The sequence below is a fragment of the Streptomyces oryzae genome (assembly GCF_017676365.1).
Classification (GTDB): domain Bacteria; phylum Actinomycetota; class Actinomycetes; order Streptomycetales; family Streptomycetaceae; genus Streptomyces; species Streptomyces oryzae.
Map to the genome: position 1 here is coordinate 1 of NZ_JADKMA010000084.1, position 23,176 is coordinate 23,176.

Genomic DNA, 23,176 nt, shown 5'->3' on the forward strand with positions numbered 1-23,176 from the left:
TCCCCGCCCACGCCGCCCTTGCCCGGACGGGTGGGCGGGGAAAGAGCAAGACGCGGGCCGTCCCCCGGGTCGTGCTTCCCAAATCCTCGGTATCTGCCGGGGTGCCCCTATGAACCTTGGGAGTCAGCACAATGACCCAGTCGAAAGTAGGGCCGACGACGTCGGCGGAAGACGCGGGCCCTGGCTCGCGGATTCCGGCCGGGCGCTCGTGGCTCGACAGGTACTTCCACATCTCCGAGAGAGGGTCGACCTACGGCCAGGAGATACGTGGCGGTATCACCACCTTCATGGCGATGGCGTACATCGTCCTGCTCAACCCCGTCATCCTCTCCGTGCCCGACGCGCACCAGCACACGCTGGACGGCGGGCAGGTCACCACGGCGACGGCGTTCGCCGCCGCCGCGACCACCCTCGTGATGGGCTTCATCGGCAACGTCCCGCTGGCCCTGGCGGCGGGACTGAGCGTCTCGGCAGTCATGGCCTTCCAGGTCGTGCCCGAGATGACCTGGGGCAACGCCTGGGCGATGTGCCTCATCTACGGCGCCGTGATCGTTCTGCTGGTGGTCACCGGGCTCCGTGAGCTGATCATGAACGCGATCCCGCTGGCGCTGAAGCACGCGATCACCATGGGCATCGGGCTGTTCGTCTGCCTCATCGGGCTCGTCCAGGCCGGCTTCGTCACCTCGATGCCGGGACCGGGCGGCGTCCCCGGCCAGAAGCCCATCCAGCTCGGGACCGCGGACATGCTCACCGGCTGGCCGGTGCTGTGCTTCGCCTTCACGGTGCTGCTGATCTTCGCGCTCCAGGTGCGCAGGGTGCCGGGAGCAATCCTCATCGGCATCGTCAGCGGCACGGTCGTGGCCGCGCTGATCCACCAGTTCGCCGGCCTGGACAAGAAGGACTGGGGCGGCAGGAACGCCCCCGAGCTGCCCGGGTCGATGGTCAGCTCGCCCGACTTCGGGCTGTTCGGGTCCATCTCCTTCAAGGGCCTGGGCGACGTGGGCGGCATCACCATCGGCGTCATCGTCTTCACCCTGGTCCTGGCCGGGTTCTTCGACGCCATCGGCACCATCATCGGCATCGGCCAGCAGGCCGGACTCGCCGACAAGGAGGGCCGGATGCCCGGCCTGAACAAGGCGCTGACCATCGACGGTGCCGGCGGCATCATCGGCGGTCTGTCCGGCGCCTCGGGACAGACCGTGTTCGTGGAGTCGACCGCAGGCGTCGGCGACGGCGCACGCACCGGCCTGGCCAGCGTCGTCACCGGCCTCGGCTTCGCCGCCTGTCTGTTCTTCACGCCCCTCGCGCAGGTGATCCCTCCGCAGGTGGCAGCCGCGGCGCTGGTCGTCATCGGGGCGATGATGATGACCAACGCCATGCACATCGACTGGACCGACCCGGCGACGTCGATCCCGGTCTTCCTGACGACCGTGCTGATGCCGTTCACCTACTCCATCACGGCCGGTATCGGCGCCGGTGTCATCGCCTACGTCCTGATCAAGGCCGTCCAGGGAAAGGTTCGCGAGCCCGGATGGTTGATGTGGGTGTTGTCGCTCGTCTTCCTGCTCTATTTCGCTCTGAACCCGATCGAACAGTGGCTGGGGGTCAAGTAACCCTCTAGCCTCTGCTCCCGGTCAGGGCGGGAGCGGGTGCGGTCTCCCTGGCCGTTCCCGCTCCCGTCAGGCCGTTCGTCACCGCCGAGGAGAACGCACATGCTGGACATCGCCACCGAGTTGCACCGCTGGTGTCAGGAGGGGCGGGACTTCGCCGTCGCCACCGTCGTGGGCGTCGGCGGCAGCGCGCCACGTCAGCCGGGCGCTGCGCTGGCCGTGGACGCGGACGGCGAGGCCGTCGGCAGCGTGAGCGGCGGCTGCGTGGAGGGCGCCGTCTACGAGCTGTGCCAGGAGGCGCTGGAGTCCGGCGCAAGCGTCCGCCAGACCTTCGGCTACAGCGACGAGGACGCCTTCGCCGTCGGGCTCACCTGCGGCGGGATCATCGACATCCTGGTCACCCCGGCCCGCGCCGGCACGGCGGCCCGCGAGGTGTTCGCGCGAGCCGCCGCCGAAGCCGTCGAGGGCCGCACCGCGGCGCTGGTGAGGATCGTGGCCGGCCCTGAAGACCTGCTGGGCGGCGCCCTGTGGCTGGACACCGAAGGGCAGCCGCACGGCGCGCTGGGCGGGGCCGAGGAACTGGACGCCACCGCCGCAGCCGAGGGCGGGGCACTGCTGGCAGCGGGCCGCACCGCGACCGTGACCATCGGCGCCGACGGCAGCATGTGCGGGGAGCCGGTGACCCTGCTGGTGGAGTCCAGCGTCCCGCCGCCTCGGATGCTGGTCTTCGGCGCGATCGACTTCGCCGCCGCGCTGGTGCGGATCGGCAAGTTCCTCGGCTACCACGTGACGGTCTGCGACGCGCGGCCCGTCTTCGCGACGCCCCGGCGCTTCCCGGACGCCGACGAGGTCGTCGTCGACTGGCCGCACCGCTATCTCGACTCCCAGGACGTCGATGCCCGTACGGTCATCTGCGTACTGACCCACGACGCCAAGTTCGACGTGCCGCTGCTGGAGCGGGCGCTGCGGCTGCCTGTCGCCTACGTCGGCGCCATGGGGTCGCGCCGCACCCACCTCGACCGGCTGGAGAGGCTCCGCGAGGCCGGGCTGACCCCGCTGGAGCTGGCCGCACTGCGGTCCCCCATCGGGCTCGACCTGGGAGCCCGCACCCCGGAGGAGACCGCGCTGTCCATCGCCGCGGAGATCGTCGCCGCGCGGCACGGGGGCAGCGGGGTGCCGCTCAACGGGGCGCACACGCCGATCCACCACGACAGCGGCCCCGTCACGGCGATCAGCGGCGGGAGCCAGGACCGGGCCGCGGGCTGAGCCCCGGAAGGGCTTCAGCCCCGATCGCCGGGCTCAGAACAGCTTCACGTTCACCAGCAGCGCCCGGTGGTCGGTGCCCCGCAGATCGAGGAACTCGCCGTCCACCGGCAGTAGCGTCTCGCTCAGCAGTACGTGGTCGATCTGCGCGCCCAGCACCGGGGTGGTGCGGGTGGGCCAGGTGGGGGTGCGGGAGTTGCCCAGCATGCGGGCCGCGTCGTGCATACCGGTTCTGAGGATGGCGCGGAAGGCGGCGTGGTCCTGCGAGGAGTTGAAGTCGCCCGCCATCAGGGTGGGCAGCTTGCCGCGTGCCGCAGCGACAGCGCGCAGCCGGTCCAGCTCGACCCGCCACGCCGCCGTCCTGCCCGGCTTCGGCGGCATCGGGTGCGCCACCTGGAGGGCGACCCGCTCGCCGTGCACGTCCGCGACGGCCGCGGGCATCGACAGCCGGCCGCGCACCTCGCTGCGGTCGTGCAGCGGATAGACGCTGAGCAGCGCCGAGCCCCGCGCGCCCCCGCCGCCGGTGACCATGCGGTGCGGGTACTCCTTGCGCAGCGCGGGGTCGCGCAGTGCCACCGCACACCGCGCGTCGCACTCCTGCACCGAGACGATCTGCGGGCGCTCCCTGCGCACCGTCCTGATCAGGTCGGCAGTGGCCGCCCCGTACTTCAGGTTGGCCGTCAGCACCCGGAACTGCGCCTTGGCGGGCCGCGCTGCCGAATCGGCGGGCGCGGGAGGCCCGTACGGGCGCAGGAACCACCCGGTGCCCGCCAGCACCGCCAGCGCCCACAGCAGCACCAGCCACCGGCGGGAGAGGGCTGCGCCCAGCGCGGCCAGCCAGGCGGGGGCGAGGAACCACGGCAGGAATGCCAGCAGTTGCGGCACCGGCGTCGGCCCGTCCTCGTCGCCGATCCGGAACGCCAGCGCGACCGTGAGCACGAGCAGGGTCAGTACGGACAGCGCCCCGACGACGGGATGCCGCCGTCCCCGGCGTCGTCCCACCTGCGTCGGCTCACCGCCGTCTGCCGCGTCCCGGTCCTGGCGCGTGTCGGCCCCCGTATACACCTCTCCGATGATGCCGTACCTCCCGTCCCTTGCGTGTAAGCCCCCCGGCCGGGGGTGGTGCGGGCGCCAGCCGGCGTACACGATGGCTCCCAGCGCCCGCAGCAACCCGCTGAGCAGGAGGAAACATGGTCCCGTCCACGCCCACCGATCAGTTCCGAGCCGCCCGCGACACGCTGCTGCGACACCGGACGGACTACGAGGCCGCACGCGCCGCCTTCAGCTGGCCGCGGCCCGAGCACTTCAACTGGGCGCTGGACTGGTTCGACCACATCGCTGAGGGCAACGACCGGCTCGCACTGCACATCGTCGAGGAGGACGGCACCGAGCGCCGCGTCACCTTCGAGCAGATGCGGACCCGCTCCGACCAGGTCGCCAACTGGCTGCGGGGCCGGGGCGTGGCGCCCGGCGACCGGTGCATCGTGATGCTCGGCAACCAGGTCGAGCTGTGGGAGACGCTGCTGGCGCTGATGAAGCTGCGTGCCGTCGTCATCCCCGCCACCCCGCAGTTGGGCCCCCGCGACCTGGCCGACCGCGTCACCCGGGGCGAGGCCCGGCATGTGGTGGTCCGCGCCGAGGACACGGTGAAGTTCACCGGCTCCGAGGTGCCCGGCGACTACACCCGGATCGCCGTCGGCAGCGGCGGCACTCCCGCGGCGGGCTGGCTGGCCTACGAGGACGCGTACGGGACGGAGACCGGCTACGACCCACAGGGCGTCACCCGCGGCGACGACACCCTGCTGCTGTACTTCACCTCCGGCACCACCGCGCTGCCCAAGCTGGTCGAGCACACCCATCTCTCCTACCCCGTCGGGCACCTGGCGACCATGTACTGGATCGGCCTGCAGCCCGGCGATGTGCACCTGAACATCTCCTCGCCGGGCTGGGCCAAGCACGCCTGGTCCAACTTCTTCGCGCCCTGGAACGCCGAGGCGACGATCTTCATCCACAACTACACCCGGTTCGACGCGGGCCGCCTGATGGCCGAGATGGACCGCGGCGGAGTCACCAGCTTCTGCGCACCGCCCACCGTCTGGCGCATGCTCATCCAGGCCGACCTCAGCAAGCTGGCCGCCGTCCCGCGCGAGGTCGTCGCCGCGGGCGAACCGCTCAATCCGGAGGTCATCGAGCACGTGCGCCGGGTGTGGGGCGTGACCATCAGGGACGGCTTCGGCCAGACCGAGACCGCCGTCCAGGTCGCCAACACCCCAGGCCAGCCCCTCAAGCCCGGCTCCATGGGCCGCCCCACGCCCGGCTTCGACGTCACCCTGCTCGACCCGGTCACCGGCAAGGCCGGGGTCGACGAGGGCGAGATCTGCCTCGACCTTTCCACCCGCCCGGTCGGCCTCATGACCGGTTACCGGGGCGACCCCGAACGGACCGCGGAGGCGATGGCCGGCGGCTACTACCGCACCGGCGACATCGGGGCCCGGGACGAGGAGGGCTGTCTGACGTATGTGGGGCGCGCCGATGACGTCTTCAAGGCCAGCGACTACAAGATCTCGCCCTTCGAGGTGGAGAGCGTGCTGCTGGAGCACGAAGCCGTTGCCGAGGCCGCCGTCGTGCCCTCACCGGATCCGGTACGGCTCGCCGTTCCCAAGGCGTATGTGGTGCTGGCGGACGGGCATGCGGGTGACGCGGAGACCGCCGCGCTGTTGTTCTCCCACTGCGAGGAACGGCTCGCGCCGTATAAGCGGGTGCGGGTGATTGAGTTCGCGGAGCTGCCCAAGACGATTTCGGGGAAGATCCGGCGGGTGGAGCTCCGCGCGCACGCCGCCGGCGAGGCCGGCACCCCTGGTACGGAGTACCGGGACCGGTAGGGGGTATCCGGATGCGGCCCGAAGGGGCGCGGGGAACTGCGCGACCAGCCACGACGAAACCCGCAGCCCGAGGACGGCAGCCAGGGGCAGCCGGCATCACCGCGGAGTGCGAATAAGGCGCTCCGCGGCTTGGTTCACGGCACGCGGCGTCCCCGTCAGATCGAGGACGAACAGCGGGAGCTGCAACTCGTCCGCGCGGGCCTTGGCGTCCCGTACGTACCCCGCGAGGGCGAAGCAGACGGCGGCGACCGAGTCGTTGAGGCCGTTCAGCCACAGGGTCTCCACGTCCCGCGGCCCGACCGGCGAGGTCGAGGGATCGACGTGTGCGATCACAGCGGGACCCCGCACATCCACTCCCGAGGCCGGCGTCCGCTCGGCGACGCGTATCCCCTCGAACCCGAGCCACCGCAGATACTGCGCGGCGGCGAGCTTGGCGTCGTAGGCCGTACGGATGGTGACCGGCCGGAACGCGGGCCGGGGCACGGGGCCTGACGCCGCAGGGGCGGGCTGCGGCGCGGGGGCCGGCGCGGGCGGGTCCTCGGCGGACGGCGCCGCCACCCCCTTGCCGTCGCGTGCGACCGGCACCCGCAGCGTCGTACCGCAGCCGCAGCCCAACTCGGGCTGCGGCCACTCGTCCTGGCGCCCGCATGCCGGGCACCGTACGGAGATCCAGGAACCGGCCCAGGTGCGGTGCCGTACCTGGACGGCGGAGGCGGAGGAGAGCAGCGGCAGGGCGACCGGCTCGCCACAGCCGCAGGGGTAGACCGGCGCTGTGTAGCTGTGCTCGCGTCGGCACACGGGGCAGCGCACAAGCACTCTGTCAGCCATCGTTCGGCTCCTGGCACGGGTGGTCCGGCGGGCACGGCGGCATCGCGTGCCCGGATCGCCTCCCAATCGTCGCCGATGGGACGGCTTTTACGAAGGGGCGGGTGCCGGGCCGCCCCGGTGGGGCGGGAGGATGGCATGGATATGCCCCCGCGCGGGACGGTCACCCCTCATCAACCGGACCGTTCCGCACGGGGGCGCGTGCCGGGCCGACCTCCCAATCGGTCCGGCACGCCGCTGGTGTGCGCTGCGGCGGAAGGGGTCAGCCCTCCTGCAGCTCGCGCACCGCGGCCTCAACCCGGCGCCCGTAGTCGGGGTCGGCGGCGCTGAAGTGGGTGATGTTCTTCTCGATGACGTCCTCGCGGGTCACCTGCGAGAGCCCGCCGGCGATATTGGCGACCAGCCGGCCCTTCTCCTCCTCCGACATCAGCCGGAAGAGCTCGCCCGCCTGGAAGAAGTCGTCGTCCTTGGCGTGCTGCGGTGCCTCGTGGGTGCCCCAGTAGCCGGTCACCGGACGCGGCGCGGACAGCGGGAGGCCGGTCTCGACCGGGCCGCCGTAGGAGTTGGGCTCATAGTTCTTGGCGTGCCGGCCGTATGCGTTGGTGGCCATCAAGCCGTCCCGGCCGTAGTTGGCCGCCGTGGTGGCCTTGGGCGCGTTGACCGGCAGCTGGGTGTGGTTGACGCCGAGCCGGTAGCGGTGCGCGTCGGCGTAGGCGAACAGCCGGCCCTGGAGCATCTTGTCCGGCGAGGGGCCGATGCCGGGTACGAAGTTGTTGGGCGAGAACGCGGACTGCTCGACCTCGGCGAAGACGTTGTCCGGGTTGCGGTCCAGCACCAGGCGGCCCACCCGCTGCAGCGGGTAGTCCTTGTGCGGCCACACCTTGGTGAGGTCGAACGGGTTGAAGCGGTAGTCGGCCGCCTCGCCCGCCGGCATGATCTGCACGTACAGCGTCCAGGACGGGAAGACGCCGCGCTCGATGGACTGCAGCAGATCCGTCTGGTGGCTGTTGGGGTCGGTGCCGCACAGCTCGGCGGCCTGCTCGCCGGACAGGCAGCGGATGCCCTGGTTCGTCTTGAAGTGGTATTTGACGTAGAAGATCTCGCCCTCGGCGTTCGTCCACTGGTAGGTGTGCGAGCCGTAGCCGTTCATGTGCCGGTACGAGGCGGGGATGCCGCGGTCGCCCATCAGCCAGGTGACCTGGTGGGTGGCCTCGGGGGAGTGGGCCCAGAAGTCCCAGACGTTGTCCGGCTCCTGCTTACCGGTGAACGGGTCGCGCTTCTGGGAGTGGATGAAGTCGGGGAACTTCAGCGGGTCCTTGATGAAGAAGACCGGGGTGTTGTTGCCGACGAGGTCGTAGTTGCCCTCCTCGGTGTAGAACTTCAGGGCGAAACCGCGCGGGTCACGCGCCGCGTCGGGGCCGCCGAGGTTGTCCGCGACGGTGGAGAAGCGGATGAACGTCTCGGTGCGGCGGCCGACCTCGCCGAGGAAGTGGGCGCGGGTGTAGCCGGTGACGTCGTCGGTCACCTCGAAGTAGCCGTACGCGCCGGAGCCGCGGGCGTGCACCACGCGCTCCGGGATCCGTTCCCGGTTGAACCGCGCCAGCTTCTCCAGCAGGTGCTGGTCCTGGAGGAGGAGCGGACCACCGATGCCGGCGGAGGTGGAGTTCTGGTTGTCGGCGACGGGCGCGCCCGCCTCGGTGGTCAGCGTGGGCTTCGACTTCGACATGGACGACCTTCCTGGGCAACGTGATTCACGGAAAATCATTTCCGCATCTTGGAGCGTAAGGACACCCCTCCGGGGCGTCAACACTTTGTTGAAAGCTTGGTTTCTTCGGCCCTGGGGAGCAGTTCCCCGCGCCCCAAAGGGGCGCGGGGCAGTGTCGATGTGCGGCTCCGCCGCGTGGGCGCGAGCAACCGGAACGGACCCGCAGCCGGCGGACGGCGCCCAGGGGCACCCCGGTGGCCACCCGGACCCCGAGCACACACAAGGCGAAGGGCAACCCCTGGCACTCCGAAACGGCGTCAGCCGAGCGGCACCGTGGCAGTCGGCGCGTGCGCAGCCTCGCCGGCCAGCTCCTCGAACTCGTTCACCTTGCCGATATCGGCGGCAGCCATGGAGATATTGGTGACCCGCTCCAGGATCGCCTCCACCACGACGGGCACCCGGTACTCGGCGGCGAGCTTCTTCGCCTCCTCGAAGGCGGGCAGCAACTGGTCCGGCTCGGTGACGCGCAGCGCCTTACAGCCCAGGCCCTCGGCGACCTTGACATGGTCCACGCCGTAGCCGCCCAGCTCGGGAGTGTTGATGTTCTCGAACTCCAGGTTGACCTGGAAGTCCATGTCGAAGTTGCGCTGTGCCTGCCGGATCAGGCCCAGATAGGAGTTGTTGACCAGCACATGGACGTACGGGATGTGGTGCTGCGCCCCGACCGCCAGCTCCTCGATCATGAACTGGAAGTCGTAGTCCCCCGACAGCGCGACAACGCTCGCCTCCGGATCCGCCTTGGCGACCCCCAGCGCGGCCGGCACGGTCCAGCCCAGCGGGCCCGCCTGGCCGCAGTTGATCCAGTGCCGCGGCCGGTAGACGTGCAGGAACTGCGCGCCGGCGATCTGCGAGAGACCGATGGTGGAGACGTAACGCGTCTCGGGGCCGAAGGCCCGGTTCATCTCCTCGTACACCCGCTGCGGCTTGAGCGGCACGTTGTCGAAGTGCGTACGGCGCTGGAGTTGGCCCTTGCGCTGCCGCGCTGCGTCCGCCCACTTCGTCAGATCCTTCAGCCGCCCGGCCTGCTTGCGCTCGCGGGCGACCTCGACGAACAGGGACAGCGCCGCGTGCGCGTCCGAGACGATGCCGAGGTCCGGCGCGAAGATCTTGCCGATCTGGGTCGGCTCGATGTCCACGTGGACGAACTTCCGGCCCTCGGTGTAGGTGGACAGCGCACCGGTGTGCCGGTTGGCCCAGCGGTTGCCGATCCCGAGGACGAAGTCGGACTCCAGGAAGGTGGCGTTGCCGTAGCGGTGCGAGGTCTGCAGGCCGACCATGCCCGCGTGCAGCGGGTGGTCGTCGCTGATCGTGCCCCAGCCCATCAGGGTGGGGACGACGGGGATGCCGGTCAGCTCGGCGAACTCCACCAGCAGTTCGGAGGCGTCCGCGCTGATGATGCCGCCGCCCGCCACGATCAGCGGACGCTCGGCCGCCGCCAGCAGGTCCAGCGCCTTCTCGGCCTGCTTGCGGGTCGCGGACGGTTTGTGCGGGCCCAGCGGCTCGTACAGCTCGGGGTCGAACTCGATCTCCGTGAGCTGGACGTCGATCGGCAGATCGATCAGCACAGGACCCGGCCGGCCAGAGCGCATCAGATGGAACGCTTCCTGGAAGACCCCGGGGACCTGCGCGGCCTCCTTGACGGTGGTGGCCTTCTTGGTGACCGGCTTCGCGATGGATGCGATGTCGACCGCCTGGAAGTCCTCCTTCTCGATCACGGCGACCGGGGCCTGTCCCGTGATGCACAGGATGGGGGTCGAGTCGCCGATCGCCGAGTAGAGGCCGGTGATCATGTCGGTGCCCGCGGGGCCCGACGTGCCGATGCACACCCCGATGTTGCCGGGCGCGGTACGGGTGTAGCCCTCGGCCATGTGCGAGGCGCCCTCGACGTGGCGGGCGAGCGTGTGCTCGATGCCGCCCGCGGCACGCAGCGCCGCGTAGAAGGGGTTGATCGCCGCACCCGGCACGCCGAAAGCGGTGTCCACACCCTCGCGCTTGAGGATCTCAACTGCCGCGCGGGCAGCGGTCATACGAGCCATCGAACTCTCCTGGTTCGGTGCAGGTGGTGTCCGGGCGGCGGCGCCTGGGCGCGACAGGACAGTGTCGACGCCGCCGCCCGGAGTCGGTGGGGAGGGCTCCTGAAGAGAGCGCAGCCCTCAGCCGGCGTCGGGGTTCTCGCCCGACAGCCGCTTGACGCCGCGCACCAGCGCGGAGTGGTCGAGCCCGCCGTCGCCCTGCGCCCGCAGCGCCGCGACGAGCTGGGCGACCAGCGCACCGGCCGGTACGGCGGCGCCGACCGAGCGGGCCGCGTCGGTCACGATGCCCATGTCCTTGTGGTGCAGGTCGATCTTGAAGCCGGGCTGGTAGTTGCCCGCCAGGATGCTGTCCTTCTTACGGGTCAGCACCGTGGAGCCGGCCAGCCCGCCGTTGAGCACCTCCAGCGCCGCCTTCAGGTCGACGCCGGACTTCTCGAGGAAGACCACGGCCTCGGCCACGGCCTGGATGTTGACGGCGACGATGAGCTGGTTGGCGGCCTTCACCGTCTGCCCGGAGCCGGCCGGGCCGCACAGCACGATCGTCTTGCCGAGCGCCTCGAAGATCGGCTTGGCCGCGTCGAAGGTCTCCTGCTCGCCGCCGACCATGATGGACAGCACGGCCTCGATCGCGCCGGCCTCGCCGCCCGAGACGGGGGCGTCCAGCGCCTTGATGCCCTTGGCCTTCGCGGCCTCGGCGACCTCGATGGAGGTCTGCGGGGTGATCGAGGACATGTCGATGAGGGTGCCGCCCTCGCGGAGGTTCTCCAGGACACCGCCCTCGTGCAGGACGACCTGCTCCACATGCGGGGAGGCCGGGACCATCGTGATGACGACATCGGCGCCCTTGACGGCCTCCGCGATGCCGGCGGCGCCCTTGCCGCCGTCCTTGACGAACTCCTCGACCTTCTCGGTCTCCAGGGTGTACGCCGTGACGTCGTAGCCCGCCTTCAGCAGGTTGCGGGCCATGGGGGCGCCCATGATGCCGAGCCCGATGAAGGCGATCTTGGTGTTGTCGGGCGTGTAGGTCATTCTCTGTGCCTTTCGCAGATCAAGTGTGGGGGCGGGGCGCAGGCCGCCGGTGCTACTTCAGCCAGCCGAAGGCGGCGGCGCTGCCGTTGTCGCCTGGCTTGTACTCGAGACCGACGAGGCCGTCGTAACCGGCCTTGTGCAGACGGCCGAAGAGGTCGTCGAAGTCGAGGGAGCCGGTGCCGGGGGCGCCGCGGCCGGGGTTGTCGGCGATCTGGACGTGGGCGGTCCTGCCGGTGTGGGCCGCGATGACGGCGGGCAGGTCCTCGCCGTTCATGGACAGGTGGTAGAGGTCCATCAGGAAGCGGGCGTTGTCCAGGCCGGTGGCCTTGTTGACCGCGTCCACGACCTCCAGGGCGCGATCCGCGCTGACCAGCGGGCACTTGGGGGACTCGGGGGCGTTGAGGGCCTCGATGAGCAGTACCGCCTCAGCCCGGTCCGCCGCCTGGGCCGCCAGCGCGAGGTTCTCCAGGGCGAGTGCGTCCTGATCCGCCTCGGTGGCGCCGTCGACGCGGTTGCCGTAGAGGGCGTTGAGCGCCTTGCAGCCCACGGACTTGGCGAAGTCCGCCGTCACCGCGATGTTGGCGCGGAACTTGTCCGACTCCTCGCCGGGGACGGACAGGGCGCCGCGGTCGGGGCCCGGCAGCTGCCCGGCGTAGAAGTTCAGCCCGGTGAGCTGCACCTGGGCATCCTCCAGCGCGCTGCGCAGCGCGTCGAGCTCGGAGCGCTCGGGCACGGGCGCGTCGACCCAGGGCCACCACAGCTCGATCTTGTCGAAGCCCGCTGCGGCGGCCGCTGCCGGGCGTTCCAGCAGGGGCAGCTCGGTGAAGAGGATCGAGGCGTTGACGGTGAACCGGTCCGAGGAGACCACTGCGACCGCCCTCCCTCCCTGATTAATTTCGTATCGTGAAAGTTGTATTCTGCTCATTGGAAGATTGCGCTGCGCGGAGCTGTCCTGTCAAGGCCCGACCGGAAGCCGGGCACGCAAAAGCCCCGGGCTCCGTCCTGTGACGGAGCCCGGGGCTCGGGGTTCTGTTGTGCGGCGGTGCCGGGTGCGCCCTCCGGCGCTTTGTCACCGTAGTTGCTCTCCCGCGGAGGGGGCGCCTACATTCTGCGTCTTCAACTGACGTGCTCGGAAGGCCGGTTGCCAGGGTGGTACGGAGGAGAGTATGGAAGGCTCGCACCGAAGCGGTGCGCGCCTGACGCGTATTCTCCCGGTACCTGTACCGGACCGGTGCACCGGTGCCACACTGTTGTGACCGCCCAATCACCCTTGGGAGTCGGAATGCCCGCCATGATGCAGCCGTCCGGTGAACCGAGACTCGGGGCTGTACAGGAGCCGTCGAGCGGTCCCACTGCGCTCCGGATCATCCTGGGCGTCAAGCTGCGCAGGCTGCGCCAGTCGCGCGAGATCACCAGGGAGGACGCGGGCCGGGCCATCCGCGGCTCGCACGCGAAGATCACCAGGCTGGAGCGCGGTCAGGTCGGAGCCAAGGAACGCGATCTGCGGGACCTGCTGACCCTCTACGGCATCCACGACCCGGACAAGCGCGAGGAGTTCTTCGACCTGGCGCGGCAGGCCAACTCGCCCGGCTGGTGGTGCCAGTACTCCGACGTGCTGGAGGACTGGTTCGAGCTGCATCTCGGCCTCGAGGACGCGGCGTCGATGATCCGGACGTACGAGGTCCAGTTCCTGCCCGGACTGCTCCAGACCGAGGACTACGCGTACGCCGTCAGCAAGCTCGGCTACCCGAACACCGAGCCGCAGAAGGTGGACCGGATCGTGGAGCTGCGGATGGCCAGGCAGCGGCTGCTGCACCGGCCGGATCCGCCGCGGCTGTGGGCGGTCGTGGACGAGGCGGTGCTCAGGCGCCCCTTCGGCGGCGCCGAGGTGATGCGCCGGCAGCTCGAACACCTGCTGAAGATGATCGAGCTGCCGCATGTGACGCTTCAGGTCGCACCGTTCGAGGTGACGGCGGCTGCCGCCGGCACACCGGTGACCCTGCTGCGCTTCGGCGACCCCGACCTGCCGGACAAGGTCTATCTGGAGCATCTGACCAACGCGGTCTACCTCGACAAGCCCTCGGACGTCGACCAGTACACGCTGATCATCAACCGGCTGTGCGCGGAAGCCTGCCAGCCGCGCGAGACGGCCGCCTTCATCGAGCAGCTCCTCGCCGAGCTGCGCTGACCTGCGGCGGGCCCGGCCGCGCTCGGTACTGTGGGCGCATGAAGCGATTGCGAGTGGAGTTCACGACCGAGCCCTTCGACCTGGACGAGGCGCCGGAGCACGCGGTCGTGGCCCGGGAGGTCGTCCAGTCGGCGGCACTGGATGCCGTGGACGTCGGCCCGTTCGGCAACACCGCCGAAGGCTCGGCCGACGAGGTGCTGGACACCGTCGCGGCGCTGCTGCGCAGCTCGCTGGAGGCCGGGGCGACCCGGGTCTCCCTCCAGGTGAACGTGATCGGGGAGGGCGAGGGCTGATGGACCGGGACACATACGCCGCGGACAGCCCGGGTCCTGCCGGGGGCGGGCCCGCTTCCGGGCACCCGTTCGTCGTCGCGATCAAGCCGCTGGTGGACGCGATGGGCGGGGCGATGGTGGCCCCGCAGGAGGCGCAGGGGGACGACGTGGTGCTCGCCTGGGAGGGCGAGGACGTGGTGGCCGTACGGCTGCCGCATCTGTCCGACTCACTCGACCACATCCTGGCGGAGCTGGAGCGGCGGCACGGGGTGCCGCTGGCGGAGCTCGACCGCAAGACCAAGCAGTCGGTGGTGCGCATCCTTGAGACGCGGGGGGCGTTCTCCGTCCGGCACGGCGTCGAGACGGTCGCCAGTGCCCTGGGCGTCAGCCGGTTCACCGTTTACAACTACCTGAACAGGGAGAACGGGCGGACGACGGGCTGAGAGGGCTGAGGGCCGTGCCGCCCTCGCTCGGTGCGGATAGTGCTTCCGTATGGCGGGCTTTCTTTTCCAGGATGTCGAAAAGCCTTCAACAAACTGTTGACGTGATGTGGCCTGAGGACTTAGCTGTTCCCAGCCCGAACAGCACCACGGCCACGGAGGTCCCGTGACTTCGCGCTCGACTCCAGGTCTCACCTGGTTCAACTCCGCAGCGGACGCCGAGGCGCGTGCCGCGCTCCACGACATGTGCGCCGCCCGGAGCTGGGGGAGCGCGTTGCTCGCCCGGCGTCCGTACGCGGACGCCGACGCGCTCTTCGCCGCGAGCGACGAGGCCACCGCAGCCCTGACCGACGAAGGGCTGGACGAGGCCATGTCCGGGCATCCGCCCATCGGCCGGCCCAAGCCCGGCGACCCGACCTCGGCCCGCGAGCAGCGGGGCATGGCGGGCGCCTCCGAGGAGCTGAAGGCCGAAATGCTCGAGCTGAATCTGGCATACCAGGACAAGTTCGGGCATGTGTTTCTCATCTGCGCCACCGGCAGAAGCGCCGAGGAGATGAGGGACGCCGTTCGTCACCGGATCGAGAACACACCGCAACAGGAGCGGGAGATCGTGCGGCGGGAGCTGGCGAAGATCAACCGCCTTCGGCTCACCCGGCTCGCGGAGGAAGGACCCACGGCATGAGCGACGGGACGAGCACTTCGGTGTCGACGAGCACTTCGGTCTCCACGCACATCCTGGACACCAGCCGCGGCCGCCCGGCCGCCGGGGTCGGCGTACGGCTGTCCGTACGCCAGGGTGACGAGCAGGCCGCATGGGTCGCGCACGGGGCGTCGAAGACCGACGCCGACGGGCGCTGCAAGGACTTTCCGGCGCTGCCGGAAGGCACCACCCACGTACGGTTCGAGTTCGAGACCGAGCCGTATTTCGTGGAAGAGCACAGTTCGAATCCGCGCAGCCAGCGCGAAGCCGCGGAACAGCAGGACGCCCCCCGCGTAAGGGACAGCGCACCAGGCAGCTTCTTTCCCGAGGTCACCATCGTCTTCGCGGTGCACCCGGGCGAGCACTACCACGTGCCGCTGCTGCTCAACCCGTTCGGCTACTCCGTGTACCGAGGGAGCTGACACCATGCCCACGATTCTCGGCCAGAACCAGTACGGCAAGGCAGAGAACCGCGTCGTCAAGATCACGCGGGACGGCGACACGCACCACATCAAGGATCTGAACGTCTCCGTCGCCCTCAGCGGCGACCTGGACGACGTCCACTACTCCGGGTCCAACGCCCATGTGCTGCCGACCGACACCACGAAGAACACCGTGTTCGCCTTCGCCAAGGAGCACGGCATCGAGTCGGCCGAGGCGTTCGGCGTTCTGCTGGCCCGGCACTTCGTGGAGAACACCGAGCCGATCACCACGGCCCGGATCCGCATCGAGGAGTACGACTGGGAGCGCATCGAGACCTCCGACGCCAACTCCAAGTTCATCGGCGCCGACGAGGTCAAGCACTCCTTCGTACGCAAGGGCCAGGAGATACGCACCGCGCAGATCACCTTCGACGGTGAGAGCGTCGAGGTGCTGACGGGGCTGAAGGGGCTGACGGTCCTCAACTCCACCAACTCGGAGTTCTGGGGCTACATCAAGGACCGCTACACCACGCTCCGGGAGGACTACGACCGCATCCTCGCCACCGAGGTCGCCTCCGTATGGCGGCACAACTGGACCGGCGCCGAGGGGGAGCGGACGCCCAACTGGGACAAGTCCTACGCGCAGACCAAGAAGCACATGCTGCACGCCTTCGCGGAGACGTACTCGCTCTCCCTCCAGCAGACGCTGTACCAGATGGGCGCGCGCGTCATCAACAGCAGGCCCGAGATAGACGAGATCCGCTTCTCGATGCCGAACAAGCACCACTTCAAGGTCGATCTGTCGCCGTTCGACATCAAGAACGACGCCGCCGACGGTGCCGTCTACTACGCGGCCGACCGGCCGTACGGCCTCATCGAGGCCACGGTCCTCCGCGACGGGGCCACCCCTCGCATACCCGTGGACATGACGAACCTCTAGTTCCAACCCCCAAGCGAGGACCCCCCATGGTCGACAGCCACAGCACCACAGGCCGTATCGTCATCGAGAAGTGCGCCATCGCGACCGTCGACGCTCAGGACACCGAGTACGCGACCGGCCACCTGATCATCAACGGCAACCGGATCGAGTCCCTCGGTCCCGGCGACGCCCCCGAGGGCCTGGAGAGCGTCGAGCGCCGTATCGACGGCACGGGCCATCTGCTGACCCCCGGCCTGATCAACACCCACCACCACTTCTACCAGTGGATCACCCGCGGCCTGGCACAGAACGCCAACCTCTTCAACTGGCTCGTCGCGCTCTACCCCACCTGGGCCCGGATCGACGAGGAGATGGTCTACGCGGCGGCCCGCGGCTCCCTCGGGATGATGGCGCGCGGCGGCGTCACCACCGCGATGGACCACCACTACGTCTTCCCGCGCGGCGCCGGCGACCTCCTCGGCGCCGAGATCCGCGCAGCGGCCGAGCTGGGTGTCCGCTTCACCGCGGCGCGCGGCTCGATGGACCGCGGCGAGTCGGACGGCGGCCTTCCGCCGGACTTCGCCGTGGAGACCCTCGAGGACGCTCTCGCGGAGACCGAGCGGGCCATCGACACCTACCACGACGCCTCGTTCGGCTCGATGCTGCACATCGCCGCGGCACCCTGCTCCCCGTTCTCCGTCTCGACCGGACTGATGCGTGAGGCTGCCGAGCTGGCGCGCCGCAAGGGCGTACGGCTGCACACGCACGGCTCGGAGACGGCGGAGGAGGAGAAGTTCTGCCACGAGCTGTTCGGCATGGGTCCGACCGACTACTTCGAGTCGGTCGGCTGGCTCGGCGAGGACGTGTGGATGGCGCACTGCGTCCACATGACCGACGAGGACATCGCCGCGTTCGCCCGCACCGGGACCGGCGCGGCCCACTGCCCCTCGTCCAACGCGCGGCTCGCCGCGGGGATCGCCCGGGTCCCCGACATGCTGGACGCCGGCGTACCGGTCGGCCTCGGCGTGGACGGTACGGCGTCCAACGAGTCGGGCGAGCTGCACACCGAACTGCGGAACGCGCTGCTCATCAACCGCCTCGGCCCGCACCGGGAGAACGCGCTGACCGTGCGCAAGGCCCTGCGGCTGGGCACCTACGGCGGTGCGCAGGTGCTGGGGCGGGCCCAGGAGACGGGCTCGCTGGAGGCGGGCAAGCTCGCCGACGTCGTGCTGTGGAAGCTGGACGGCATCGGGCACTCCTCCATCGCCGACCCGGTGGCCGCGCTCGTCCTGGGCGCCGCTGCCCCGGTCACCCTCTCCCTCGTCAACGGCCGGCCGGTGGTCGAGGACGGCCATCTGCTCCGGGCCGACGAGGAGGAGATCGCCCGCGACGCACGGGAAGAGGCACGCCGCCTCTCCCGGATCGCGGCGGAAGCGGGCTGATCCGGCCGGCCCGGGTCGGTACGGCTGACCCGGGCCGGTGCGGCCGCCAGGACAGCAGGCCACAACGGCCTCTTGGACACCGGCCGGGAGGGACGGCTCCCGGCCGGTTCGGCCCCACCCATCCGGACTCCTGTCATGCTCCGGACAGTTCATGGGCGCACACTCAGACCGCACAACACATCAGCAGCACCACCTTGCACACCGCAACACCTCCGGAAACCGTGTGCCGCACGGCGCCGAAAACGACAGGAGGACCCCGTGGCCAAGACGCCCAGGTTCACCAAGCAAGGAAAGACAGCGGACGGCAGTGGGGACGAGGGGGGTGAGGACAAGCACCCGGTCGACCAGGGCATGCCGCCACTGAAGCTGTTCACCACCGGCCTGCAGCATGTGGCCGCGATGTACGCGGGGGTTGTCGCGCCGCCGCTGGTCATCGGCGCCGCGGTGGGCCTCTCCCCGACCGAACTGACGTTCCTGACCGGCGCCAGCCTCTTCATGGCCGGCATCGCCACCCTGCTGCAGACCCTCGGCTTCTGGAAGATCGGCGCGAGGCTGCCGTTCGTCAACGGTGTCACCTTCGCCACCGTCGCGCCCATGCTGGCCATCAACAAGTCCGAGGGACCGTCGGACGCGCTGCCCGTGATATTCGGCGCGACCATGGTCGCCGCCGCGCTCGGTTTCCTCCTCGCCCCGTTCTTCAGCAAGCTCGTCCGCTTCTTCCCGCCCGTCGTCACCGGCAGCGTCATCACCCTCATCGGCGTCTCCCTGATGCCCGTCGCCTTCAACTGGGCGCAGGGCGGCAACGCAAAGGACCCGCACTACGGCGACTTCAGCAACATCGGCATGGCCGGCGCGACGCTGCTGATCGTGCTGCTGCTGCGCCGGTTCACCACCGGCTTTGTCAAGCAGATCGCGGTGCTGATCGGACTGGCGGCCGGCACGCTGATAGCGATACCCGTCGGCATCACGGACTTCACCGCGGTGAAGGAAGCCCACATCGTCGGCTTCCCCACCCCCTTCCACTTCGGTGCCCCGCAGTTCGCGGTCGCCGCGATCGTCTCCATGTGCGTGGTGATGCTGGTCTCGATGACCGAGTCCACCGCCGACATGCTCGCACTGGGCGAGGTCGTGGAGCGCCCCTCGGACGAGAGGACCATCGCGGCGGGCCTGCGCGCCGACACCCTCGGCTCCTTCGTCAGCCCTTTCTTCAACGGCTTTCTGTGCAGCGCGTTCGCACAGAACATCGGCCTGGTGGCGATGACCCGGATACGCAGCCGCTTCGTGGTCGCCACCGGAGGCGGCATCCTGATCGTCATGGGCCTGTGCCCGCTCGCCGCCAGCCTGATCGCCGCCGTACCGCAGCCGGTGCTGGGCGGGGCCGGGGTCGTGCTGTTCGGCTCCGTGGCCGCCAGCGGCATCCAGACGCTGCTCAAGGCAGATCTCGGCAAGGACAACAACGTGCTGATCGTCGGCACCGCGCTGGCCGTCGGCATCATCCCCATCGCGGCGCCGGAGTTCTACCACGCGTTCCCCGACAGCGCGAAGATCATCCTCGACTCCGGCATCTCTACCGGGTGTGTCACCGCGGTCCTCCTCAACCTGGTCTTCAACCACCTCGGCCGCTCCCGCCGCGACGAGGAAGTCGTCGCCCACCCCATGGAACCCGGCGAGGGCATCCCCCACCCCAGGGAGAGCACCCCGGCCTGAGGACCTGGCCGGGCCCTCTCCGGCCGCGGGCCGGATGGTTGCGGCGTACTTGGAGTGTTCCGCGGTAGCGATCGGCGGGGTGAGCAACCAAATCACTCTTACGGTCAGTTCAGCGGAGAAGAGCTTCAAATGGCGCAAGAGCGGGCGAATCATGCAGGGTGATCGGTCAGGCGCAAGCCCTGACCCCGCCTGAAAGGGTTGGTGAAGTGCCCAAGAAGCGACGCGCTCTGCTCAGCGCCACCGTCCTGCTCGGCCTTGCCGCGACGGGACTCGCCACGTCAGTGCCCGGTGCCACCGCGGACGACAGGGCGGCACAGCACACAGTGATCATCCACTCCGCGAAGAATTCCAACCTCGTCATGGACGTGGAGGGGGCGTCCAAGCAGAACGGTGCCCGGATCATCCTCTATCCGCGGCATGCCAGGGACAACCAGCGCTGGCAGATCCTTCCCGGCAAGGGCGACTGGTTCCAGCTGCGGAGCGTCGACAGCGGCAAATGCCTCGTCAACACCTACCACAGCGTGGAGAACGGCCACGGGCTGACGCAGGTGGGCTGCAACTCCAACTACGAGGACCAGTTCTGGGCCCGCGTCCCGGTCGCCAACGGCGACAAGTTCACCCTGGTCAACAAGTACAGCGGCAAGTGTGCCGACCAGACGCTGGACGGCAGGCCGCGGACCCAGGTCACCCAGTGGACATGCCACGGGCTCTCGCACCAGCTGTGGACGGCGGAGACGGTCTAGCCACGGCCGCCGGAAGCTGAGGGAGATCTCCTCCTGCGACGCCGCGCCCCCGCCGAACCCGGCGGGGGCGCAGCCGTCAGCCCTCGATGGCCTGCCAGAAGTGGGCCAGGATCTCTTCCAGAAAAGCCAGCCCCGCGTCGCGCGACGACGCCGAGGCGGGCTGTCCCCAGCCCAGCGAGGCGGCGGTCGTGGACTGGTACGCCGCATGCAGGGCACGCAACCCCTCGGCGACGTACTCCCGCGGCAGCGGAACCAGTTCGCAGACGGCCCCGACATGGGCCTGCCACCGCGTGGTGGCGGCCTTCCGCAGGAGCTGTGCCAACTCCTCGTCGTATCCGGTGAACTCGATCAGCGCGGGCACGGGCAGCCGCAGCACCTCGGCCAGCGCCTCGGCCTGCCGCGCGTCACCGGCCCAATCGCCGGTCTCCTCGAGGCGGGCGTACTCCTGAGGCGTCATCCCGATCTCGCGAGCGACGTCGGTAGGGGAGGCCCCCCGGGCCAGCCGGTACTCGCGCAGCGTCCCGGGGTTGCCCATCAGATCCGCCGCCGAGCACCACAGCGCGCCCGCCAGCGCGGAGAGTTGCTGTTCGTCGGGTGCGGCGATCCCGGCCTCCCACGCCGCGACGGTGCGGGCTTCGATCTCCATGCCGTAAGCGGCACGCATGCCGTACGCGACATCCTCCGGCGACAGCCGCAGCCCCTCGCGCAGTCGCCGCGCGGCCGAGCCGTCGAACGAGCTGCCTGCCTGCCCCCGTGACGTGCCGTAGTGCATCGGCACACCGTAAGGAGCCGGACGACCGGCTGCCTACCGTGCGTTCAGCCGAAGCTCAGGCTCGTAGAAACCTCTACCAGGAGAAGCTCCTGTCATGAGGGGCCCTCACCGCTGTGGCGACCCCCCTCGCAGCCCGTCCACCAGCCCGGCCAGCCCCTCGTCACCGTGACCGAGTGCGACCCGCTCTCTCATGGACGCCATGAAGGGGGCCAGGAGTTCCCCCTTCACGCCCTGTTCCTCCGCGGTGGCCTCCAGGGTGGCGTTACCGGCGCTCATCATGGCGAGGTTCGAGGTGACGCCCTCGGTGTAGTCGCCGCTCTCCAGCTGCCACGCCATGGCCTCCGTCATCGCGGCCATGGCACGCAGCCATTCGGTCACCATGCCGGCGAACTCCGTGGGCTTCACCTCCCGCTCCGGCCGCATGAGGGCGAAGGCGTGGGTGATCCCGGCGAACATGCCCGTCATGGCGCTCAGCAGCGCCACATCGTGCAGCGCCGCGTGCCCGGCGTCGGTGCCGACATAGCGGGTGCCCGCGGGGATTGCCAGCGTCTCACGGTGCTGCTCGAACAGCGCGTGGTCGCCGCTGTAGAAGATGTAGCCGCCGGCCTGTGGTGTGCCGATCATCGGAGGCACGGCCATGATGCCGCCGTCCAGGAAGCGCGCTCCGCGCCGCCGGGCCCAGTGAGCGCGCTCCCTGGCCTGTGCCGGGGTGCCGGTGGTGAGGTTGACGATGTCCTTGCCGGTCAGCTCGGCCGGTGCCAGGGCCTCGCCGACGGAGGCGTCGTCGAGCAGGCAGACGACGACGAGGCCGGCTGCCGCCACCGCCTCGGCGGCGCTCGCCGCGACCCGTGCGCCCTCAGCGGCGAGGGGTTCGGCCTTGGCGGCGGTGCGGTTCCAGACGGTGAGGGGGTGGCCGGCGGCGAGCCAGGCGCGGGCCAGCGCCGTGCCCATGCCGCCGAGTCCGAGCAGGGTGAGCGGGGTCGTGGAAGTGCGGTTCGTGGTCATGCGCACCAGGCTCGTACCGCCCCAGACCGTGATCAAGTACGCACTGTTTTGTACGTGGTTACCGTAAGGTGAGTGCTCGCCCTGAGGGCATGAGGGCATGAGGGCATGAGGGCATGAGGGCATGGGGGCAGGGCGAGTACCGGGGGAGGCAGCAACCATGACCAGGCGCGGCACTTACGTGTGCGGTATCGACGCCGCGATCGATGTGGTCGGCGGCAAGTGGAAGGTCCTCATCCTCTGGGCGCTGGCCCAGCAGCCGTGCCGCTTCGGCGAACTGCGGCGGGGCATCCCCGGCGTCACCGAGAAGGTCCTCGCCTCGCACCTCCGCGAGTTGGAGGCGGACGGCATCGTCCACCGCGAGGAGTCCTACGAGGGCGCGGTACGCCGCGTCACCTACGCCCTGACCCCACTCGGCACCTCCCTCAACGAGGCACTGGCGCCCCTGGGAGCGTGGGGGAGAGAGCACTTGATGGGCCAGGGCGCCCTGTAGGGGCGCGGGACCCGGCGCGCCAAGCCACAGAGCACCCGCAGCGTGGAGGAGTCGGATACGCCGGAACACCGCGAGGGGCCGGCAGGATCCGCGGCAGACGTCCTACGCGCCGAGTGCCTTCAACGCGTCGTCCGTCAGGCGGTACACCGTCCACTCGTCCTGAGGCCGAGCGCCCAGCGCCTCGTAGAAGGCGATGGAGGGGGTGTTCCAGTTGAGGACCGACCACTCCAGGCGCTCGTAGCCGCGCTCGACGCACAGCCGGGCGAGCTCGGTCAGCAGTGCCTTGCCGTGGCCGCCGCCGCGGGCTGCGGGGCGGACGTACAGGTCCTCCAGATAGATGCCGTGTACGCCGCGCCAGGTGGAGAAGTTGAGGAACCACAGCGCGAAGCCGACCGGGTTGCCGTCGGCGTCCTCGGCCAGATGTGCGTAGGCGGCGGGCCGGTCGCCGAACAGCGCCTCGTGCAGCTGCTCCTCGGTCGCCCTCGCCTCCTCCGGCGCCCGCTCGTACTCGGCGAGCTCACGGATCATGGTGTGGATGACGGGGACGTCGGCGGGGACTGCGCTGCGAATCATGCGCACAGCGTATGCGGTGCGGCCGGAAGGGGCGCGGGCACTATACATGCCCGGCATGCAGCGTCTTGCCCGTTATGCTGCGTTTCGCCCTACAGG

At 69.9% G+C, this 23,176-nt stretch carries 22 protein-coding genes; 13 read left to right on the top strand and 9 right to left on the bottom strand.

The features are described from left to right. The first annotated feature begins 131 nt into the window (after nucleotides 1-131). Together ITI46_RS17680 and ITI46_RS17685 are read left to right on the top strand one after the other, a co-directional pair. Nucleotides 132-1,613, top strand: a complete 1,482-nt coding sequence (locus ITI46_RS17680) for an NCS2 family permease (protein WP_209240562.1) — start codon at nucleotides 132-134, stop codon at nucleotides 1,611-1,613. 99 nt (nucleotides 1,614-1,712) lie between these two features. Continuing rightward, complete coding sequence (locus tag ITI46_RS17685) at nucleotides 1,713-2,876, top strand: XdhC family protein (protein ID WP_209240564.1); 1,164 nt, start codon at nucleotides 1,713-1,715, stop codon at nucleotides 2,874-2,876. A gap of 33 nt (nucleotides 2,877-2,909) precedes the next feature. Here ITI46_RS17685 and ITI46_RS17690 read toward each other — a convergent pair whose 3' ends face one another. Further along, the gene (locus ITI46_RS17690) at nucleotides 2,910-3,938 is read right to left on the bottom strand and encodes an endonuclease/exonuclease/phosphatase family protein (protein ID WP_209240566.1); all 1,029 of its coding nucleotides are present in this window, start codon (nucleotides 3,936-3,938) and stop codon (nucleotides 2,910-2,912) included. A 125-nt stretch (nucleotides 3,939-4,063) separates the two neighbouring features. Here ITI46_RS17690 and ITI46_RS17695 point away from each other — a divergent pair, with 125 nt between their 5' ends. Next, complete coding sequence (locus ITI46_RS17695; protein ID WP_209240567.1) at nucleotides 4,064-5,755, top strand: AMP-binding protein; 1,692 nt, start codon at nucleotides 4,064-4,066, stop codon at nucleotides 5,753-5,755. A gap of 96 nt (nucleotides 5,756-5,851) precedes the next feature. Here ITI46_RS17695 and ITI46_RS17700 read toward each other — a convergent pair whose 3' ends face one another. From ITI46_RS17700 to ITI46_RS17720, 5 genes are all read right to left on the bottom strand, one after another. Beyond that, a complete protein-coding gene (locus ITI46_RS17700; RefSeq protein ID WP_209240569.1) occupies nucleotides 5,852-6,583 on the bottom strand; it encodes a hypothetical protein in 732 nt (243 codons plus the stop codon). 259 nt (nucleotides 6,584-6,842) lie between these two features. Beyond that, nucleotides 6,843-8,306 (bottom strand): catalase, encoded by a 1,464-nt coding sequence (locus ITI46_RS17705; protein WP_209240571.1) that lies wholly within the window; start codon nucleotides 8,304-8,306, stop codon nucleotides 6,843-6,845. A gap of 296 nt (nucleotides 8,307-8,602) precedes the next feature. After that, nucleotides 8,603-10,381 carry a glyoxylate carboligase gene (gcl, locus tag ITI46_RS17710; protein WP_209240572.1) on the bottom strand — a complete coding sequence of 593 codons (1,779 nt, stop codon included), beginning with the start codon at nucleotides 10,379-10,381 and terminating at the stop codon, nucleotides 8,603-8,605. A 117-nt stretch (nucleotides 10,382-10,498) separates the two neighbouring features. After that, nucleotides 10,499-11,407 (bottom strand): 2-hydroxy-3-oxopropionate reductase, encoded by a 909-nt coding sequence (locus tag ITI46_RS17715; RefSeq protein ID WP_209240574.1) that lies wholly within the window; start codon nucleotides 11,405-11,407, stop codon nucleotides 10,499-10,501. Between the two features lie 52 nt (nucleotides 11,408-11,459). After that, nucleotides 11,460-12,275, bottom strand: coding sequence for a TIM barrel protein (locus tag ITI46_RS17720; protein ID WP_209240576.1), 816 nt, complete (start codon nucleotides 12,273-12,275; stop codon nucleotides 11,460-11,462). 414 nt (nucleotides 12,276-12,689) lie between these two features. Here ITI46_RS17720 and ITI46_RS17725 point away from each other — a divergent pair, with 414 nt between their 5' ends. The 9 genes from ITI46_RS17725 to ITI46_RS17765 all read left to right on the top strand — a co-directional run bounded on the left by ITI46_RS17725 (nucleotide 12,690) and on the right by ITI46_RS17765 (nucleotide 20,240). Next, nucleotides 12,690-13,595, top strand: coding sequence for a Sco1979 family transcriptional regulator (locus ITI46_RS17725; protein WP_209240578.1), 906 nt, complete (start codon nucleotides 12,690-12,692; stop codon nucleotides 13,593-13,595). A 38-nt stretch (nucleotides 13,596-13,633) separates the two neighbouring features. Then, nucleotides 13,634-13,888 carry a YkoF family thiamine-binding protein gene (locus ITI46_RS17730; protein ID WP_209240579.1) on the top strand — a complete coding sequence of 85 codons (255 nt, stop codon included), beginning with the start codon at nucleotides 13,634-13,636 and terminating at the stop codon, nucleotides 13,886-13,888. 101 nt (nucleotides 13,889-13,989) lie between these two features. Continuing rightward, complete coding sequence (locus ITI46_RS17735; protein ID WP_209240606.1) at nucleotides 13,990-14,310, top strand: helix-turn-helix domain-containing protein; 321 nt, start codon at nucleotides 13,990-13,992, stop codon at nucleotides 14,308-14,310. Nucleotides 14,311-14,473: 163 nt separating this feature from the next. Continuing rightward, nucleotides 14,474-14,989, top strand: a complete 516-nt coding sequence (uraD, locus tag ITI46_RS17740; protein ID WP_209240581.1) for a 2-oxo-4-hydroxy-4-carboxy-5-ureidoimidazoline decarboxylase — start codon at nucleotides 14,474-14,476, stop codon at nucleotides 14,987-14,989. Further along, a complete protein-coding gene (gene uraH / locus ITI46_RS17745; protein WP_209240583.1) occupies nucleotides 14,986-15,429 on the top strand; it encodes a hydroxyisourate hydrolase in 444 nt (147 codons plus the stop codon). Before uraD ends, uraH begins: the two co-directional genes overlap by 4 nt. Nucleotides 15,430-15,433: 4 nt before the next feature. Further along, complete coding sequence (pucL, locus tag ITI46_RS17750; RefSeq protein WP_209240584.1) at nucleotides 15,434-16,369, top strand: factor-independent urate hydroxylase; 936 nt, start codon at nucleotides 15,434-15,436, stop codon at nucleotides 16,367-16,369. A gap of 26 nt (nucleotides 16,370-16,395) precedes the next feature. Next, a complete protein-coding gene (locus ITI46_RS17755) occupies nucleotides 16,396-17,790 on the top strand; it encodes an 8-oxoguanine deaminase (protein ID WP_209240586.1) in 1,395 nt (464 codons plus the stop codon). A 258-nt stretch (nucleotides 17,791-18,048) separates the two neighbouring features. Continuing rightward, nucleotides 18,049-19,497, top strand: a complete 1,449-nt coding sequence (locus tag ITI46_RS17760; protein ID WP_209240588.1) for a nucleobase:cation symporter-2 family protein — start codon at nucleotides 18,049-18,051, stop codon at nucleotides 19,495-19,497. A gap of 206 nt (nucleotides 19,498-19,703) precedes the next feature. Continuing rightward, nucleotides 19,704-20,240: an RICIN domain-containing protein gene (locus ITI46_RS17765; RefSeq protein WP_209240589.1), complete on the top strand. Its 537-nt coding sequence runs from the start codon at nucleotides 19,704-19,706 to the stop codon at nucleotides 20,238-20,240. Nucleotides 20,241-20,316: 76 nt separating this feature from the next. Here ITI46_RS17765 and ITI46_RS17770 read toward each other — a convergent pair whose 3' ends face one another. Continuing rightward, the gene (locus tag ITI46_RS17770; protein WP_209240591.1) at nucleotides 20,317-21,012 is read right to left on the bottom strand and encodes a helix-turn-helix domain-containing protein; all 696 of its coding nucleotides are present in this window, start codon (nucleotides 21,010-21,012) and stop codon (nucleotides 20,317-20,319) included. Nucleotides 21,013-21,117: 105 nt separating this feature from the next. After that, entirely contained in the window at nucleotides 21,118-22,017 is a 900-nt protein-coding gene (locus ITI46_RS17775) for an NAD(P)-dependent oxidoreductase (protein ID WP_209240592.1), read from the bottom strand. A 157-nt stretch (nucleotides 22,018-22,174) separates the two neighbouring features. On the opposite strand from ITI46_RS17775, the gene ITI46_RS17780 reads away from it, so the two are divergent. Continuing rightward, nucleotides 22,175-22,507 (top strand): winged helix-turn-helix transcriptional regulator, encoded by a 333-nt coding sequence (locus ITI46_RS17780; RefSeq protein WP_209240594.1) that lies wholly within the window; start codon nucleotides 22,175-22,177, stop codon nucleotides 22,505-22,507. A gap of 102 nt (nucleotides 22,508-22,609) precedes the next feature. On the opposite strand, the gene ITI46_RS17785 is transcribed toward ITI46_RS17780, so the two are convergent. Further along, nucleotides 22,610-23,080 carry a GNAT family N-acetyltransferase gene (locus tag ITI46_RS17785; RefSeq protein ID WP_209240595.1) on the bottom strand — a complete coding sequence of 157 codons (471 nt, stop codon included), beginning with the start codon at nucleotides 23,078-23,080 and terminating at the stop codon, nucleotides 22,610-22,612. Nucleotides 23,081-23,176 lie beyond the last annotated feature (96 nt).

Bases quoted from the DNA above. Each gene is read 5' to 3' on its own strand.
- ITI46_RS17680 (WP_209240562.1), top strand. From the start codon at position 132: ATGACCCAGTCGAAAGTAGGGCCGACGACGTCGGCGGAAGACGCGGGC.
- ITI46_RS17685 (WP_209240564.1), top strand. From the start codon at position 1,713: ATGCTGGACATCGCCACCGAGTTGCACCGCTGGTGTCAGGAGGGGCGG.
- ITI46_RS17695 (WP_209240567.1), top strand. From the start codon at position 4,064: ATGGTCCCGTCCACGCCCACCGATCAGTTCCGAGCCGCCCGCGACACG.
- ITI46_RS17700 (WP_209240569.1), bottom strand. From the start codon at position 6,583: ATGGCTGACAGAGTGCTTGTGCGCTGCCCCGTGTGCCGACGCGAGCAC.
- ITI46_RS17705 (WP_209240571.1), bottom strand. From the start codon at position 8,306: ATGTCGAAGTCGAAGCCCACGCTGACCACCGAGGCGGGCGCGCCCGTC.
- gcl (WP_209240572.1), bottom strand. From the start codon at position 10,381: ATGGCTCGTATGACCGCTGCCCGCGCGGCAGTTGAGATCCTCAAGCGC.
- ITI46_RS17715 (WP_209240574.1), bottom strand. From the start codon at position 11,407: ATGACCTACACGCCCGACAACACCAAGATCGCCTTCATCGGGCTCGGC.
- ITI46_RS17725 (WP_209240578.1), top strand. From the start codon at position 12,690: ATGCCCGCCATGATGCAGCCGTCCGGTGAACCGAGACTCGGGGCTGTA.
- ITI46_RS17730 (WP_209240579.1), top strand. From the start codon at position 13,634: ATGAAGCGATTGCGAGTGGAGTTCACGACCGAGCCCTTCGACCTGGAC.
- ITI46_RS17735 (WP_209240606.1), top strand. From the start codon at position 13,990: ATGGGCGGGGCGATGGTGGCCCCGCAGGAGGCGCAGGGGGACGACGTG.
- uraH (WP_209240583.1), top strand. From the start codon at position 14,986: ATGAGCGACGGGACGAGCACTTCGGTGTCGACGAGCACTTCGGTCTCC.
- pucL (WP_209240584.1), top strand. From the start codon at position 15,434: ATGCCCACGATTCTCGGCCAGAACCAGTACGGCAAGGCAGAGAACCGC.
- ITI46_RS17755 (WP_209240586.1), top strand. From the start codon at position 16,396: ATGGTCGACAGCCACAGCACCACAGGCCGTATCGTCATCGAGAAGTGC.
- ITI46_RS17770 (WP_209240591.1), bottom strand. From the start codon at position 21,012: ATGCACTACGGCACGTCACGGGGGCAGGCAGGCAGCTCGTTCGACGGC.
- ITI46_RS17775 (WP_209240592.1), bottom strand. From the start codon at position 22,017: ATGACCACGAACCGCACTTCCACGACCCCGCTCACCCTGCTCGGACTC.
- ITI46_RS17780 (WP_209240594.1), top strand. From the start codon at position 22,175: ATGACCAGGCGCGGCACTTACGTGTGCGGTATCGACGCCGCGATCGAT.
- ITI46_RS17785 (WP_209240595.1), bottom strand. From the start codon at position 23,080: ATGATTCGCAGCGCAGTCCCCGCCGACGTCCCCGTCATCCACACCATG.